The 15,510-nt window shown below is 35.6% G+C and carries 19 protein-coding genes; 8 read left to right on the forward strand and 11 right to left on the reverse strand.

Annotated features, from left to right (window positions below; genetic code table 11):
* Positions 1-452: 452 nt before the first annotated feature.
* The 4 genes from cysM to FHR29_RS16600 all read right to left on the reverse strand — a co-directional run bounded on the left by cysM (position 453) and on the right by FHR29_RS16600 (position 3,360).
* Positions 453-1,325 carry a cysteine synthase CysM gene (gene cysM / locus FHR29_RS16585; RefSeq protein WP_132772112.1) on the reverse strand — a complete coding sequence of 291 codons (873 nt, stop codon included), beginning with the start codon at positions 1,323-1,325 and terminating at the stop codon, positions 453-455.
* Between the two features lies 1 nt (position 1,326).
* Positions 1,327-2,136 (reverse strand): serine O-acetyltransferase, encoded by an 810-nt coding sequence (locus FHR29_RS16590; RefSeq protein WP_021189639.1) that lies wholly within the window; start codon positions 2,134-2,136, stop codon positions 1,327-1,329.
* A gap of 65 nt (positions 2,137-2,201) precedes the next feature.
* Positions 2,202-2,585, reverse strand: coding sequence for a DUF3037 domain-containing protein (locus tag FHR29_RS16595; protein WP_183915864.1), 384 nt, complete (start codon positions 2,583-2,585; stop codon positions 2,202-2,204).
* Entirely contained in the window at positions 2,563-3,360 is a 798-nt protein-coding gene (locus tag FHR29_RS16600; RefSeq protein ID WP_183915866.1) for a HipA family kinase, read from the reverse strand. The genes FHR29_RS16595 and FHR29_RS16600 overlap by 23 nt, the downstream gene beginning before the upstream one ends.
* A 187-nt stretch (positions 3,361-3,547) precedes the next feature.
* Between FHR29_RS16600 and FHR29_RS16605 the strand changes: the two genes are divergently transcribed.
* The 4 genes from FHR29_RS16605 to FHR29_RS16620 are packed head-to-tail and all read left to right on the forward strand — an operon-like array spanning position 3,548 to position 6,755.
* On the forward strand, positions 3,548-4,093 hold the full coding sequence (locus tag FHR29_RS16605; protein WP_132844649.1) for a DUF1599 domain-containing protein: 546 nt from the start codon (positions 3,548-3,550) through the stop codon (positions 4,091-4,093).
* Between the two features lies 1 nt (position 4,094).
* A complete protein-coding gene (locus FHR29_RS16610) occupies positions 4,095-5,285 on the forward strand; it encodes a BT_3928 family protein (protein ID WP_409049543.1) in 1,191 nt (396 codons plus the stop codon).
* A gap of 4 nt (positions 5,286-5,289) precedes the next feature.
* Positions 5,290-5,802, forward strand: coding sequence for a shikimate kinase (locus FHR29_RS16615; protein ID WP_132772109.1), 513 nt, complete (start codon positions 5,290-5,292; stop codon positions 5,800-5,802).
* A gap of 11 nt (positions 5,803-5,813) precedes the next feature.
* Positions 5,814-6,755 carry a glycerophosphodiester phosphodiesterase family protein gene (locus FHR29_RS16620; RefSeq protein WP_132772108.1) on the forward strand — a complete coding sequence of 314 codons (942 nt, stop codon included), beginning with the start codon at positions 5,814-5,816 and terminating at the stop codon, positions 6,753-6,755.
* Between the two features lie 171 nt (positions 6,756-6,926).
* Here the strand turns inward: FHR29_RS16620 and FHR29_RS16625 are convergent, their stop codons facing one another.
* Positions 6,927-8,417, reverse strand: a complete 1,491-nt coding sequence (locus tag FHR29_RS16625; protein WP_021187814.1) for a succinate CoA transferase — start codon at positions 8,415-8,417, stop codon at positions 6,927-6,929.
* Positions 8,418-8,814: 397 nt separating this feature from the next.
* On the opposite strand from FHR29_RS16625, the gene FHR29_RS16630 reads away from it, so the two are divergent.
* A complete protein-coding gene (locus FHR29_RS16630; RefSeq protein ID WP_183915868.1) occupies positions 8,815-9,648 on the forward strand; it encodes an AraC family transcriptional regulator in 834 nt (277 codons plus the stop codon).
* A 43-nt stretch (positions 9,649-9,691) separates the two neighbouring features.
* On the forward strand, positions 9,692-10,534 hold the full coding sequence (locus FHR29_RS16635; RefSeq protein ID WP_132772107.1) for a DUF1080 domain-containing protein: 843 nt from the start codon (positions 9,692-9,694) through the stop codon (positions 10,532-10,534).
* Positions 10,535-10,673: 139 nt separating this feature from the next.
* Here the strand turns inward: FHR29_RS16635 and rpsT are convergent, their stop codons facing one another.
* Positions 10,674-10,928: a 30S ribosomal protein S20 gene (gene rpsT, locus FHR29_RS16640; RefSeq protein ID WP_132844653.1), complete on the reverse strand. Its 255-nt coding sequence runs from the start codon at positions 10,926-10,928 to the stop codon at positions 10,674-10,676.
* 111 nt (positions 10,929-11,039) lie between these two features.
* Between rpsT and FHR29_RS16645 the strand changes: the two genes are divergently transcribed.
* Positions 11,040-11,573, forward strand: coding sequence for an RNA methyltransferase (locus FHR29_RS16645; RefSeq protein ID WP_183915870.1), 534 nt, complete (start codon positions 11,040-11,042; stop codon positions 11,571-11,573).
* A 91-nt stretch (positions 11,574-11,664) separates the two neighbouring features.
* A complete protein-coding gene (sucD, locus tag FHR29_RS16650) occupies positions 11,665-12,543 on the forward strand; it encodes a succinate--CoA ligase subunit alpha (RefSeq protein WP_132772105.1) in 879 nt (292 codons plus the stop codon).
* A gap of 67 nt (positions 12,544-12,610) precedes the next feature.
* On the opposite strand, the gene FHR29_RS16655 is transcribed toward sucD, so the two are convergent.
* The 5 genes from FHR29_RS16655 to FHR29_RS16675 all read right to left on the reverse strand — a co-directional run bounded on the left by FHR29_RS16655 (position 12,611) and on the right by FHR29_RS16675 (position 15,238).
* Positions 12,611-13,093, reverse strand: coding sequence for a hypothetical protein (locus FHR29_RS16655; protein WP_183915872.1), 483 nt, complete (start codon positions 13,091-13,093; stop codon positions 12,611-12,613).
* A gap of 2 nt (positions 13,094-13,095) precedes the next feature.
* The gene (locus FHR29_RS16660) at positions 13,096-13,542 is read right to left on the reverse strand and encodes a DUF4252 domain-containing protein (protein WP_221197891.1); all 447 of its coding nucleotides are present in this window, start codon (positions 13,540-13,542) and stop codon (positions 13,096-13,098) included.
* 85 nt (positions 13,543-13,627) lie between these two features.
* Entirely contained in the window at positions 13,628-14,101 is a 474-nt protein-coding gene (locus tag FHR29_RS16665; RefSeq protein WP_021187807.1) for a DUF4252 domain-containing protein, read from the reverse strand.
* 5 nt (positions 14,102-14,106) lie between these two features.
* On the reverse strand, positions 14,107-14,757 hold the full coding sequence (locus FHR29_RS16670; protein ID WP_021187806.1) for a hypothetical protein: 651 nt from the start codon (positions 14,755-14,757) through the stop codon (positions 14,107-14,109).
* On the reverse strand, positions 14,723-15,238 hold the full coding sequence (locus FHR29_RS16675; RefSeq protein ID WP_021187805.1) for an RNA polymerase sigma factor: 516 nt from the start codon (positions 15,236-15,238) through the stop codon (positions 14,723-14,725). Before FHR29_RS16675 ends, FHR29_RS16670 begins: the two co-directional genes overlap by 35 nt.
* Positions 15,239-15,510: the final 272 nt, after the last annotated feature.

Below are 15,510 nucleotides of genomic sequence, written 5' to 3' on the forward strand. Positions count from 1 at the left end.
TAAGTTATTAACAATTTAATGTTAATAACTAACAACATGTGTTAATAATTGCAGCAATCTTAACTTATTAACATTTGGTTATTCATATATATTCTAGTTATTTATGGACAGTATAAATAAGTTTAAAAAGATTATCAGAAAAAATATAAATGTTTAATACTTTTTTTTGTAAAACTAAAATTTAAAAAATACAGCTTTAAATACTATTTAATCAGTCATAAAGCATTAAATCCTGCATAAATACCTTATTCACATTTTTATAATAAAATGTGGATAACATAAAATACAAGCATTATAGTTATCAACAATATTAATTCACAATGTGGATAACTTCAAGTAGAGAATCATCAAATCTGATTAAAAAGTTAAGATGTAGAAAATGAAATAACAAGGTAAAAAAAAGAGTCATCCGGAAGGGATGACTCTTTTTTCTAAAATTATAAAAATGCTACTTAGGCAAATAAGTCTGAGCTTAAATAACGGTCACCCCGATCACATGCAATAAATACAATAGTTCCTTCTTCAATTTCATTTGCTACCTTCAATGCGGCCGCAAATGCTCCTCCGGAACTCATACCTGCAAATATACCCTCCCTTTTCACTAACTCACGAGCCATCTCAGTAGATTCTTTCTGCGAGATATCTAGAATACGGTCGACACGAGAAGCGTCAAATATCTTCGGCAGATATTCCTCAGGCCAGCGACGAATACCCGGAATGGATGACTCCTCAGTTGGTTGACAACCGACGATCTGTATTTCAGGATTTTTCTCCTTCAGATATATAGAGTTTCCCATTATCGTACCGGTAGTACCCATTGCACTAACAAAATGTGTAATCTTTCCTGCGGTATCACGCCAGATCTCAGGACCTGTAGTTTTAATATGTGCTTTATAATTATCGGGATTTGCGAACTGGTTTAAAATAAAATAATCTCCTGTGGCAGCTTTATCTTCCGCATAATCACGACAGATCTCCATGCTCTCTAATAATGTGACCTGTGCACCAAATGCCTGCATCGTTAATGTCCGTTCGCGCGTAGAAGTAACGGGCATTACTAATTCTAAACTTAGGCCATAAATTCCTGCAATCATAGCGAGAGCAATACCTGTATTTCCACTCGTTGCTTCAATCAACTTTGTATCCTTCGTAATTTCACCTCTTTCCATAGCCGATCGAATCATATTCAATGCAGCACGGTCTTTTACACTACCTGCAGGATTATTTCCTTCCATTTTAGCGTAAATCTTCACATTTCGATTACTATGAAATTTTGTGATTTCAACTAAAGGAGTATTGCCAATGGTATCAATGATATTTCCCATATTAAATTAAAGGTTTGGAATCTATAAATTTAGAATTTGCTTGATGATAGACAGTTGTATAAGGCTCTACAGAATTTGTCAACCACACATTTCCCCCGATAACGGAGTGATGGCCTACAACAGTATCGCCACCCAATATTGTTGCTCCCGAGTAAATAATGGTATGATCTTCGATTGTAGGATGCCTTTTCACATTGCATAAAATTTTCTCAACACTCAATGCGCCTAACGTCACCCCCTGATAAAGCTTTACATAATTACCGATAACACAGGTTTCACCTACGACTAAACCTGTACCATGATCAATATAAAGATGATGGCCGATAGTTGCTGCCGGATGAATATCAATGCCCGTCTTCGAATGCGCGTGCTCTGTTAAAATACGGGGTATCAAAGGAACACCAAGACGGTGAAGTCTATTTGCGATCCGAAAAATACTTATTGCGAAAAAACCGGGATATGTACGAATAACTTCCCGTTGATTCTTTGCCGCCGGATCGCCTGCTATCAAAGCATCAGCGTCTGAACACATCAATTCATATAATTGTGGTAATGATTGAAAAAAATCACGTGCAACAAGCGAGTGATCACATGCTTCACAAGCCTTTGATTTACTTAACAGTTGCTCTAATTCAAGCTCAGCTTGCTGAAAAGCAAGTTGCACTTCTGCGACAGATTTTATCCCACCTGCATTTCGCTCTGGAAATAACAGATCTAAGATCCCTACTGCCCAACCTGATATTTTTTTATTGGAAGGCATTTCAAATACCTCCAATTGTTTTTGATAAATGTGTTCGTAAAAATCATTCATGGGTGTAATCCCTTTATGTAACAGTACAAATATACTATACTTATATGGTAGATAAAATATACAATTTATAAAACCAGCTTGTTAAAAAGAAGTTGTAAAGTTTCTGCCGGATCTTCACATAATCCGGGGTGTACCGGAGAACACTGGATAACTGTGCTTCGGTTGGCGGTCAACCATCTGAAACGTTCTGTCTGATCCAACGCGGCTAATTTGCCACCATCTTTTGCTCCTCTACATATTTTCACAAAAGATTCCAGATGAGCCTTTATCATTTCTATATCCATATCCGGAAATAATGATCTGGCGCGCACTTCATCGATATCAAACAGAACATTTGCAAATCGGTATTTCCGGCAATATAACGCCACACCAACATTAATAAACTCTTCACGCTCCACACGTGGTACTAAGCGTACCACCGCATACTCATATAATGTTTTTTCGGGCATCTTCAATTTGATTTAAAAAATGATCAGCATGTGCTAAGCGCTTCATCAAAAAGGACACGTAAACTTCTCGCGCCTCGGTTGCAGATAAATCTCTCGATTCATCAACTAACCATTCACTTGGTATGATATCCACTATATTACGGATCACTTCTTCGGTTAATAAAGAACGGTATTGTCGGTCTACCGATTCAACTTGGTTGGCGTTCTTTAATAACACATGATCTTTTATCTGCACAAAGGGTTTTATAGCTTGCTCTTCCCAATTGTCCCAACTATGATGGAAGTATAAGGAAGCTCCATGATCAATCAACCATAATTCTTTATGCCAGATCAGCATGTTTGTATTACGGACCGTACGATCAACATTCATCAACAACGCATCGAGCCAGACAATTCGAGATGCTTCTTCAGGACTTATCTGATCAACATTGGCATCAAAAGTAATGGCCCCATTTAAAAAATGAACACCTAGATTTTTGCCAACACTAAATTTTAATAAGTCTTGGATTTCCTCATCTGGTTCGGTCCTGGCAAAAGATTCATCCAAATCTGCAAAAACCATTTCAGGCATTCTGAGATTAAGAACACGGGCAATCTCTCCGCCTATCAACTCTGCAATTAAAGCTTTCTTTCCCTGTCCGGCACCTCTGAACTTAATCACGTAACTAAAGCCATCATCTGCATCGGCCAATGCCGGCAAAGAACCTCCTTCACGAAAAGGCTGTATGTAGCGGGTAATTCTAACTTCTCTTATTTCAGGTTTTTTAATTATCATCTGTCATCCTTTTATAATTTACCGATACTCAAGCGATAAATCCTTAAATCAAATATCAACATTTTTATTTTTTATTAGCGATATTCAGCTAAATTGGACATAATTGTGACGCATAAAAATGGTTAATTCTAATTATATTTGTAACAATAGTTCACTCACTTTCTCGTGAAATACGCAAATAATAGTTATGAATACTACTCAGGAATACAATACAGTTATCGAGCACTGCCAAGATTTATTTATCAAGAAAACGAAAGATTATGGAACAGCCTGGCGTATTATGCGACTTCCTTCTATAACCGATCAAATTTATATTAAAGCACAACGCATTCGTACTTTAGAGATCAAAAAAGTATCTAAAGTTGGGGAAGGTATTTTGGAAGAATATGTGGGTATCATCAATTATTGTATTATGGGTATGATTCAGCTCGAATTAGGTGAAGATGGTGAAGAAAATTTAAGCCCAGAATTTGTAAATGAAAAATACACTGAAAAAGTAAATGAAACACGTGACCTTATGCTTGCTAAAAATCACGATTATGGCGAAGCATGGCGCGATATGCGGATTTCTTCGTTAACAGATCTGATACTCATGAAAATTCACCGTGTGAAACAAATTGAAGACAATAACGGCGCCACCATCGCCTCCGAAGGAATACATGCCAATTATCAAGATATGTTAAATTATGCCGTTTTTGCACTTATAAAAATGGGGTTAGCTCAATCAAACTAAAATTATGTCAGCAGTCATCAATAATAAATCGCAAAAAACAAACTATCTACTTTGCTTTGCGCGCATCTTTACAGGTCTTCTTTTTATTTTCTCCGGTTTTATAAAGGCTAATGACCCTACTGGCTTTGGTTATAAACTCGAAGAATATTTTCATGTTTTTCATACCGACTTTTTAAATGACTATGCTACAGCGATTGCTATCGTTGTCTGTGCACTAGAAATAATATTGGGTATATGGCTTTTGTTAGGTTTTTACAAAAAGCTTGTAGCGTGGGGTTTATTACTGCTGATCATTTTCTTCACTTTCCTTACTTTTTACTCTGCTTTTTTTGAAGTTGTTACTTCATGTGGTTGTTTTGGCGACGCTATTCCGCTGACACCCTGGCAGTCCTTTGGCAAGGATCTCGTATTGCTTGCTTTGATCTTAATCATTTTTGTTTACCGCAATCAAATTACACCACTCATTAAAGATCCGACCAATCGTGGCCTCGTAGCAACATTTACAGCAGTCCTATCTTTTGGCATTGGAATCTATACGTTCATGTATTTACCGTTTATAGATTTTTTACCTTATAAAATCGGTAATAATATCCCATCCCTAATGGTTCTACCTGAAGGAAAAGAAGGCGATGTTTATGAACAGATCTACAGCATGAAAAATGTTAAAACGGGGGAAACAAAAACCATTACCGATAAAATTTACATGTCTGAAAAAGTCTGGGAAGACACAAACTGGGAAATCGTTGGCGAACCGCAAAGTAAATTGGTGAAGAAAGGCTATCAGATTCCGATTACAGATCTTCTGATTACAGATGCTGAAGGAAATGACCATACCCAAGAAATAATCAATAATCCTTATTATAATTTAATTATTGTTGCTAAAGACCTGTCCAAAGCTAATGTAGAGGCTTTAGATAAAATCAATAAAATAGCGACAAAACTAACGGAAGATTACAATCTACGAATAGTGTTATTGACGGCCAGTTCTTCTGAAGATTCTGACTACCTAAGTGATAAATTACACTTAATTTCAGAAATATTCTATGCTGATCTTATTCCGTTGAAAAGCATGATCCGTGCAAATCCTGGGGTACTTTTATTAAAATCAGGAACCGTAATCGACAAATGGCATTACAATGCTATACCCGATGCAAAAGATATAGAAGAGCGATACTTAAGTTTAGATAAATAATAATATGCCAAAACCTATTTTTTTAATTGGCTATATGGGAAGTGGAAAAACCACTTTAGCCAAAAAGTTAGCAAGTAAATTAGAGTTACCTTTTATCGATACTGATGATGAAATTGTCAAAGAGATAGGCATGTCCATCACAGAATATTTTCAGTTGCACGGGGAAGAAAAATTTAGAGAATTAGAACGCAAGCAGTTACTAAAAACTGCGCAACAAAATGCAATCGTTTCTACCGGAGGTGGCTCTCCATGTTTTTTTGATAACATGCAGTGGATGAATGAAAATGGTATTTCGGTGTATTTACAGATGTCACCAAAATCGCTATTTGATAGATTGTCTCAGTCAAAACCGAATAAAAGACCTATTTTAATCGGTAAAACTGAAGAGGAACTATTTAATTTTATTACTGAAAAATTAACTGAAAGAGAACCGTTTTATCAACAAGCTCATCTAATTATTGATCATATCAATACGCCAATAGATGATCTCATCATTTTATTAAAGAAAAACCAATAACAAATCACTGTATGTTTAGAAGAATAAATCTCTTCCCTTTTTTAATTTTTACAACCGCACTTTTAGCATCCTGCTTTCGGACCGGCACATCTTCGGATGTTCTGGCGGGTAGTAAAACACTCAATTTAAAAACAGCAGAGGAGCTTTATCAATTTTTAACATACGATGAAAACCGATATCCGCTCATTAGCTTACATCGAGGAGGCCCTACAACCGGTTATCCTGAAAATGCAGTAGAAACTTTTGCATTTAACGCGAGCTACAGACCTGTCATTGTGGAATGTGATGTTAGGTTGACTAAGGATTCTGCTTTAATATTGATGCATGACAGCAACTTAAACAGAACAACTAATGGCTCTGGATCAGTAGATTCTAAAACTAAAAATGAATTAAAAGGTTTAAGATTAAAAGATCCTAATGGAAAGCTAACCCCTTATCGAATTCCGAGCTTGGAAGAAGCCTTAGCATGGGGCAAAGGTAGAGTCATCTTCACCTTAGATATTAAACAAGGAGTTCCCTATGATTTGGTGATCCGTGCTATTCGCAGTCAAAAAGCTGAAAGTAATGCCATAATCATTACGTATTCCGCAAATCAGGCTGCTGTTGTGCATAATTTAGCCCCTGACCTCATGCTATCTGCACCTATAAAAAATGAAGCAGATTTAGTGCGGCTCAATGATCGAGATATTCCAGATAATCGCATTATTGCCTTTCTCGGCACCAGAGAAGCGGATAAAAACTTAATAGAGCTACTTCATGAACATGGTATCATGTGTATATTAGGTACACTAGGAAATTTAGACCGGCAGGCCAAACAAAAAGGAGATCAACTTTATGCCCGCTTTATTGAAAATGGCGCAGATATTTTGAGCACCGATAGACCCCTAGAAGCGGGACGCGTTTTAGACTTTTACATAAAAAAGAGAAATATAACTTCCAAATTTATTCAATAACGATGGTAAGACAAGAAGCAAGTAAAACTAAAACATGGTTAAAAAATAGCATATTTTAGAGTAAGCGAGCTTTTATCATTGTCTATTACCAATCATTGAATTGGGGACAAAAAAGTAAAGCAGCTATTCTTAAGAATAGCTGCTTTACTTTTTTATTGTATCACTCTTTTTTTATTTCTTCATACTTCCTTGATCGCGCAAATTCACATGCCAGCTAAATGCTTCTTCCAAGATATGTGGTGTATGGCCCCCGCGCTCACAGGCACGGTCATAGTAATCTTGTAACTGCTCTTTATAATCTGGATGAACACAGTTATCAATGATAACTTGAGCGCGTTCACGAGGAGCTAATCCTCTTAAATCGGCTAGACCGATATCAGTTACTAATATGTCAACATCATGTTCTGTATGATCAACATGTGATACCATGGGTAACACATGCGAAATACGATCTTCTTTTGATGCTGCCTGTGTTACGAATATACTTAAGTAAGCATTTCTTGCAAAATCACCTGAACCACCTATACCATTCATAATATTAGTACCTGAAATATGTGTGGAATTTACATTGCCATAAATATCAAATTCAATAGCCGTATTAATAGCGATAACACCCAAACGACGAATTAATCCTGGAGTATTTGAGATATTTTGCGGTCTCAAGACCATCTTATCACGATACTTATCCAAGTTTCCAAATACACGATCATAGCAGGGCTTTGAAACCGTAATGGAAGAAGCCGATGCAAAATCCATTACTCCCGCATCAATTAAATCAAAGGTACTATCTTGTAAAACTTCTGAGAACATCGTTAAATTGCGGAAATTACTGTCTTTAAAACCCATTAAAACAGCGTTCGCAACTTTACCTATCCCCGCCTGAAGCGGTAATAAACTGGAAGACAGATGTCCCATTTCTACTTCTTTCTCAAAGAAATTTAAGATATGACTCGCAATAGCCGTTGTCTTAGTATCTGGTTCTGCAATATCTGCCGGACTATCTTCGATATCAGTAAATACAATTCCAACGACTTTTGAAGGGTCTAAGGCAATTGTTTTTCGCCCAATTTTATTCTCAGGAGCTACTATAGGTATAACGTTTCTTCTTGGATAATCTTCGGCTTGATAGATATCATGGATGCCACGAATCTCCATCGGAACAGCTGTATTTATTTCTAAGATCACATGCTTGGCTAAAGCAGCAAAAGTTGCTGAGTTACCCACTGAAGTGGTCGGAATAATACTACCATCGGCTTCAATCGCTGCTACTTCAAGTACGGCAATATCAACAGAGGCTAAATTCTTATTGTGTAGCAACTCTGCTGTTTCACTCAAATGCTGGTCAATAAATAGGACTTCCCCGCTATTGATCTTTCCTCTAAGTGTTCGGTCCACCTGGAACGGCATACGCTTAGCAAGAACACCAGCTTCAGCCAGCTTACCATCTGTGCCATGACCTAAAGAAGCACCTGTGATCAATGTTATCTTTAAAGGATCTGTTTTCGCCCGGTCTGCCAAAGCTGGCAATACGACTTTGCTGTCTCCGGCTTTCGTAAATCCACTTGAGCCAACGATCATACCATTTTCAAATAGTTGTGCAGCCTGCTCTGCTGTAATTACTTTATCAAGTAAACTTTTAAGTTTAATTCTATCGTATGACATATTCCTTTACTTATTTCCCAATTTACTAATATTTACAAACATATTCTTAGTAATTGTTTGAATATTAGAACAAACAATATTAAGTTATTTTTTCTATGTCAATTTATTGCAATTAGTCACAAAATTATCCAATAAAGACGATATATTTGTAATTATTTATAAATCAGCATTTAATATTTTTTATCAGAAGAAATCGTTTTAATATTAAATATTTGAAAACACATAAAACACTATCAATCAACCTCTTAATTATTTAAAAAATTTCAAAAAATTAGTACACACTTACTTACAGACCCAAATTAACAATCAATAATGGTGAGTATTAACTTACATTCATAAAGTAATACAAAGCTTTTGTATAAAAACTTTAACTTTGCAACGGAAACGGAAGGAAATCATGAATATAAAAAGCGATATAAAAGATCCCAAATATGTTAATCGTTATTACGTAACAGAAGTGGATTCTTTTGAGGATAGCATCTATTGTCACCATGCTATCATTGGCGAAAATTTTATTACCGAGCATGTGCACAATAAAGATCAATTTCTTTACACAGAAGGTGGTGTTGTTTTTTTAAAAACAGCTGAGAAGTCCTATTTTCTTCCTGCAAGACATTACATCTGGATACCGGCTGGCATTCGTCACAGTATTCATCCGAGCACCCCTGATGTGGTTATGCGTAATCTTTATTTTCCAAAGTATGATACTGACCAGGAATTCTACAAGAAGATAAGCATCTACCCTGTCGACGATCTTCTTAATGAGTTGATCATGTTCACAAACAGATGGAACGGCAATATTTTCCCGGTTGAAGAGCCTAAATATTCGCTTGCAAAAGCATTTAAATTATTATTACCTGAAGTCTCCCGGCACGAGCTACCATTGGCACTCCCCTATCCGAACAATCAAAAGCTAAAAGATATCGTCACCTTTTTAGAAAGCCGCATTGAGGAGAATGTAAGCTTTAAAACACTTTCTCAGAAATTCAACATCAGCGAACGTACATTAGCGCGTCTTTTCCAGAAAGAACTCAACATGTCTTTTATACAGTATTATACAATATTAAGAATGTTAACGGCTCTTAAACTTCTTTTAGATGAAAAACTGAGTGTAAATGAAGTTGCTCTGAAGGTAGGTTATAGTAGTTTGCCGACGTTCAGTAATACCTTTAATAAAGTGATCGGTGTAAGACCAAGCGAATATGTAAAGCAAAAACAATTGTTAATTTAATATTTTTAAGTATTTTAGTTCTCTAATACCTAAAATCTTAATAATGAATTATAAAAAACTATTTTTTAGTTTAGCAGGACTTGCCCTGTGTGTTTCAGTTGGCGCCAGCTCACTGAACAAGAAACCAAAACCATTACAATTGTTCAATGGCAAGGATATAAAAAATTGGACGCCAAAAATTAGCAAGCACGAGGTTGGAGAAAACTATGCGAATACGTTTCGTGTTGAAGATGGTTTATTAAAAGTAAGATATGATGGGTATGATCAATTTGATCAACAATATGGCCATTTATTCTACAACAAAGAATTTTCTGCTTACATCCTGCGTGTTCAATATCGTTTCGTTGGCGATCAAGCTAATGGAGGTGAAGGCTGGGCGTGGCGCAACAGTGGTGCTATGTTACATGGTCAAGATCCTAAAACAATGGCAAAAGATCAAGATTTTCCAGTTTCAATTGAAGGCCAGTTATTAGGTGGCGACGGAACAAATGAACGGACAACAAGTAATCTATGTACACCGGGTACAAATGTTGTCATGAACAATAAATTATTTACACCACATTGTGTAAGCTCTACATCGAAAACTTATCATGGAGATCAATGGGTAACAGCAGATTTTCTTGTCTTAGGAGATTCAATTATCCAACATTTTGTAAATGGAGAAAAAGTTCTCGAATATCAGAAGCCACAATATGGTGGTGGAAATGTATCGCACTCTGACCTTCCAAAAACAAAAGCGGGGCAACTACTCAGTAAAGGAACAATCTCTCTTCAAAGCGAGAGTCATCCTATAGACTTTAAAAAGGTTGAGATTTATGATTTAGAACCTTATATGAAAAACCCAGCGGCTCTGAAAAAGGCAATTGCAGCGGTAATGGAAAAATAAGAAAAATAAAAAAGTGTCGAGAATCTCGACACTTTTATTTACATTCATTCGCTTGGAAAAGAGAAAATCCAGGGTAAAGTAAAAACATAAAGAAAAGGGATACAGAGAACTGTATCCCTTTATATATTATACTGAAAGCTTAAACTAAACCGTTAACAAATTTAGTTAACTTAGATTTGTTGTTAGAAGCTTTTTTCTTGTGGATTACATTTTTCTTAGCCAAACGATCAAGCATAGAAATTACACGAGGCAATAAAGTTTTAGCTTCTTCTGCTGAAGTAGAAGTGCGTAATTTTTTAATTGCGTTACGAGTAGTTTTTGCTTGGTAACGGTTTCTTAAACGCTTTGTAGCGTTTGCTCTAATTCTTTTGATCGCTGATTTATGATTTGCCATTTTTTAGCTAATTTTTATTCGTTCTTTACTTAAAATTCGGAATGCAAAAATAACATCTTATTTCTAATATTCAAAATCTATTTTAAAGTTTTCTATACTTATCTTTGCAACATGCAAAAATTATCCATGGATCAGCTGCAACGTGCTGATGTTGAAACATTCAAAAACCAAGAGAAAACAGCTATCACACTCGTTCTAGACAATGTGAGAAGTATGCATAATGTCGGATCAGCTTTTAGAACGGCTGACGGATTTGCAATAGAAAAAATATTCTTATGTGGTATCACGGCTACACCTCCACATCGCGAAATTGAAAAAACAGCTTTAGGTGCGACACAAACGATTCCATGGGAACATGTCGAAGAAACTACGGAAGCAATTAAAACTTTAAAAGAATTGGGATATACCATTATTGCGATCGAACAAGCCGAAAACAGTGTACTATTACAAAACTTTATACCTGCAATAGATGCTAAGTATGCTTTAATATTTGGCAATGAAGTGAATGGTGTAGATGAAGAAGTGATGACATTAGTGGATTATTGTATCGAAATTCCGCAATTTGGAACAAAACATTCCTTCAATGTATCTGTCACAATTGGTATCGTAACTTGGGATTTTATTCAAAAAAGTAAGTTCTCTTAATTTTTTATCAATTAAGGGGATATAAGTATTTATATTACTTCCTATTTCCAATGCAAAATAGTAGATTTGTGATGCAAAATTTTAAGAAGAAATGAGTGTATTAGTTAATAAAGATTCAAAAGTAGTTGTTCAAGGTTTCACTGGAACAGAAGGTACTTATCATGCTAGTCAAATGATCGAGTACGGAACAAACGTAGTTGGTGGTGTTACACCAGGAAAAGGTGGTCAAACACATTTAGACCGTCCCGTATTCAATACTGTTAAAGATGCTGTAGAAAAAGCTGGTGCTAACGTTTCTATTATTTTCGTACCTCCTGCATTTGCAGCAGATGCGATTATGGAAGCTGCAGAAGCAGGTATCGAAGTAATCGTATGTATCACTGAAGGTATTCCTACTAAAGATATGATTCAAGTAAAATCTTACTTGAGTGACAAAAATTCTCGTTTAATCGGACCAAACTGTCCAGGTATCATCACTGCTGATGAAGCTAAGATTGGTATCATGCCAGGTTTCATCTTCAAAAAAGGTAATGTTGGTATTGTTTCTAAATCAGGAACATTAACTTACGAAGCTGTTGATCAAACTGTAAAAGCTGGTCTAGGTATTACAACTGCTATCGGTATCGGTGGTGACCCAATCATTGGTACTACAACTAAAGAAGCAGTAGAATTATTAATGAATGATCCAGAAACTGAAGCGATCATCATGATCGGTGAAATCGGTGGTGGTATGGAAGCTGAAGCTGCTCTTTGGATTAAAGAAAATGGTACTAAACCAGTAGTAGGTTTCATCGCTGGTCAAACAGCGCCTCCAGGACGTCGTATGGGTCACGCTGGTGCTATTGTTGGTGGTGCTGACGATACTGCAGCTGCTAAGATGAAAATCATGGCTGAGTGTGGCATTCGTGTAGTACAATCTCCTGCTGAAATCGGAAAAGCAATCGCTGAAGAATTAGCTAAGAAAAACTAAGCGTAAGCTTTATATATAAAAAAAGCCTTGCAAAAAATTGCAAGGCTTTTTTTATATATACCCGCTTCTACTTACCGTTACCAGTCAACTCCATTGGAATCTTTCCTTTTAGCATGACAGTTATTCTGGAATCATCTTCCGATTTCACATCAATTAGTAAATCCTGCGCATTATTCTGATCAAAATCTGTTGTCAACATCTGCACTGCCACACCATCTGTTTCTACAGCATACAGCGTTTTTAAATCTGCTTTTTTTATAGCATTTTCAAGAGCTTTAGATTCTTTAGCTTGCTCAGCCCCAATTTGGCAGATGACCAAATCTTGAATATCTTTCAATAAAGAATCGGGAACAAATTGTTTAATATCCATAAACAAATCTCCATCGCTAAGTTTGTTTACATCTTTTACATTAGCACCACTAAATCTAAAGATGTCTATCCCTTTTTGTTTTTTCGGCAATGAATTTACAAATTCATTAACTTTAGAAAGCTGTGCCTGCGCGGTAAACACGCTAAAAACAAGTGCAATTGCGGTTATTAACTTTTCCATAACTAGTTTATTATTTTAGTTTTATTATTTTTCTTTTCGTAATACTCGATCATTTTAGATAACTCATTTAAATCCAGATCAGCCTTAATATCAACAAAAACATAGTCCCCCTCATCTGCGATCCCCAATAGCACACGCTTCACATGATCTTTCTTCATCTCTGTATTAATCGTAATTTTTGATCCTTCACTATACAAACTCATCATTTCTTCAAAATTATTTTTAGCTAGATAAGCATTAAACTTACTCATGAGATTATCTTTTTTATTTCCAGAAATTGTCATGATCTTTAACTTCTTGATTTTCCGCAAGGCCAATGCCGCAATCGCATCCTCTTCATCTAATTCTTTTATTTTACCTTTAATAAATGCTTTTGTTAAAAACATCGGTACCCTTATTGATGCAACTTCCGTATCACTTGAGAGGTCTCTCTTACTCACAAACGACATGTTTGGACTTGTTTTAACAAAACAACTTTGCAAGGTCAGACAAAAGAGTAAAAGGGCTCCTATAATTATTGAATGCTTCATAATCCTATTGTTTAGTATTGACCAATTTATTTACATCATCGTAGCTCACCTTACCATCCAGGATCATAAAAATCGTACTTCCTTCAGATTGAATGCTGAGCAATAGATTTTTAATAACATCAGTTGCTGTATCTTCTGCTAAAAATTTAATTTTATTACCTTCCGAATTAATGGTGATCAATTCTTCGTATTTCAATTTGCCAATAGCTTTTGATACATCAGATTGTACTCCTAGATCTGCCTCTTCTAAGATCAGCATCTTAATACTGTTTATTTTAGAAAGCAATGGTTTTATACTATTTACTTCATTATCGGATAATTTCATCTTATTCAGCATGCTGAACATAGGCTTACCAATTTTAATAGAAGTCACCCCTTTTCCTTCTTTATATTGCTCGAAGATCTCATCTAATTTCGATAGTTGAGCATGTGCCAAACTTGAACACAATAGCGCTAATACTAATAATATCGTTTTCATAATTTTTATAATTCAATACTTAAACATTTTATATTTTCAACTTCCTTCATTCCTTTTTTTAAGTTCGAAGAGGCAAATAGCAGTGCATTTTCAGTAATCTTTAATGCTTCCGCTTCATCTGTAATTTTTACCCCATTGACCTCTACATAAAATTCTTCTGACGCAAGTGGCTCACTTGCCAGATCTAATTCTGGCTTTAAAACTGATCGGTCACTATTGTAAGTATCGATCCTTACAACCGTTGAATTCCGTGATAGCTTTTTTTCACTTTCTTTATTCTCAACCAATGGTTTCGTTTCAATGATATCCTTTTCATGATGCTCCTTCGAGGGAATCTTAAGAGTGGCCACCTCTTCTTCTTCCACTGCTTTTTGATTAGGCAAATACCATATACCTAAACAGATGACCAAAACAGCTGCTGCGATAGACGAAAACAATGTCCATATTTTTCTCTTTTGCGGCAGATGGACAGATTGCACCTTTTCTGTTGTTGTTAAAAAAGATTCAAAATCCAACGGCATCTCCGCTTTATCCTGCTTTGATAAGACCGAAAAATACCCCTCTTCGCTTTGCTCCTTTAGTAACCTTTCTTCGGCAAGAGTCGTTTCTCCTGCTAAATATTTAGCTTCTAATTTCTTTAATTCTTCTTTCTTCATAATCAAATACTTTTGTCAAATTGACTTTTACCACATTTCGAGCTCGCGATAAATTTACGCGCACTGCATTTTCATCTATTCCGACCAAGGCAACAATGTCTGCAATTTCATATTCCTCAATATCTCTGAGATACATCACCAGTCTTTGCTTTTCAGGGAGCTGATCTATGAATTTTAAGATAAGTTCTCTAGTTAAGGAAGGATACTTTTCTTTTTGAATATCTTGATCAAGTTGTGCCATATATTTTGTTTTGACCCCCTCTCTATTTAATCTATTCAAGGCAAAGTTTTTTGTCATTCGCATCGCATAAGCTTCGATATTCGTAATTTTTAAAAGTTCATTCCTCGATTCCCATAACTTTAATAATACTTCCTGAACCAAATCAAACGCATCATCCTGATCTAGCAAAAACCTATTTGCAAAACGAAATAACCGATCCTTATGGATGAAGACTGTCGTTTTAAAGGTTTCTTGGTTCATAAATTTTAATCGCTTTTATATAGAAGACATGCAAGGGTATCGAAATATTACATACTTTTTTAAAAAAAAATAATTGGTGCTGTTATATTCTAGGAATTGTCTTCCTTATACGAAGGAACATAAAAAAACCGAAGCTTTTTAGCTTCGGTTTAAAAAGATAGATTATCCATGAGATGAATAATCATGTTTGTGTATAAATTATGAAGTAGCCTGAAATAAACAACCCCTAGAAATTCAGTACATCAGTATAAAAGGATATCATTGAATTTACA

The sequence above is a fragment of the Sphingobacterium sp. JUb56 genome, assembly GCF_014191365.1.
GTDB classification, from domain to species: Bacteria; Bacteroidota; Bacteroidia; order Sphingobacteriales; family Sphingobacteriaceae; genus Sphingobacterium; species Sphingobacterium anhuiense.

Coding starts and splice junctions, on each gene's coding strand:
- FHR29_RS16630 (WP_183915868.1), top strand. CDS start 8,815: ATGAATATAAAAAGCGATATAAAAGATCCCAAATATGTTAATCGTTAT.
- FHR29_RS16605 (WP_132844649.1), top strand. CDS start 3,548: ATGAATACTACTCAGGAATACAATACAGTTATCGAGCACTGCCAAGAT.
- FHR29_RS16595 (WP_183915864.1), bottom strand. CDS start 2,585: ATGCCCGAAAAAACATTATATGAGTATGCGGTGGTACGCTTAGTACCA.
- FHR29_RS16670 (WP_021187806.1), bottom strand. CDS start 14,757: ATGAAGAAAGAAGAATTAAAGAAATTAGAAGCTAAATATTTAGCAGGA.
- rpsT (WP_132844653.1), bottom strand. CDS start 10,928: ATGGCAAATCATAAATCAGCGATCAAAAGAATTAGAGCAAACGCTACA.
- FHR29_RS16660 (WP_221197891.1), bottom strand. CDS start 13,542: ATGTCGTTTGTGAGTAAGAGAGACCTCTCAAGTGATACGGAAGTTGCA.
- FHR29_RS16620 (WP_132772108.1), top strand. CDS start 5,814: ATGTTTAGAAGAATAAATCTCTTCCCTTTTTTAATTTTTACAACCGCA.
- FHR29_RS16600 (WP_183915866.1), bottom strand. CDS start 3,360: ATGATAATTAAAAAACCTGAAATAAGAGAAGTTAGAATTACCCGCTAC.
- FHR29_RS16615 (WP_132772109.1), top strand. CDS start 5,290: ATGCCAAAACCTATTTTTTTAATTGGCTATATGGGAAGTGGAAAAACC.
- cysM (WP_132772112.1), bottom strand. CDS start 1,325: ATGGGAAATATCATTGATACCATTGGCAATACTCCTTTAGTTGAAATC.
- FHR29_RS16625 (WP_021187814.1), bottom strand. CDS start 8,417: ATGTCATACGATAGAATTAAACTTAAAAGTTTACTTGATAAAGTAATT.
- sucD (WP_132772105.1), top strand. CDS start 11,665: ATGAGTGTATTAGTTAATAAAGATTCAAAAGTAGTTGTTCAAGGTTTC.
- FHR29_RS16655 (WP_183915872.1), bottom strand. CDS start 13,093: ATGGAAAAGTTAATAACCGCAATTGCACTTGTTTTTAGCGTGTTTACC.
- FHR29_RS16665 (WP_021187807.1), bottom strand. CDS start 14,101: ATGAAAACGATATTATTAGTATTAGCGCTATTGTGTTCAAGTTTGGCA.
- FHR29_RS16590 (WP_021189639.1), bottom strand. CDS start 2,136: ATGAATGATTTTTACGAACACATTTATCAAAAACAATTGGAGGTATTT.
- FHR29_RS16645 (WP_183915870.1), top strand. CDS start 11,040: ATGCAAAAATTATCCATGGATCAGCTGCAACGTGCTGATGTTGAAACA.
- FHR29_RS16675 (WP_021187805.1), bottom strand. CDS start 15,238: ATGAACCAAGAAACCTTTAAAACGACAGTCTTCATCCATAAGGATCGG.
- FHR29_RS16635 (WP_132772107.1), top strand. CDS start 9,692: ATGAATTATAAAAAACTATTTTTTAGTTTAGCAGGACTTGCCCTGTGT.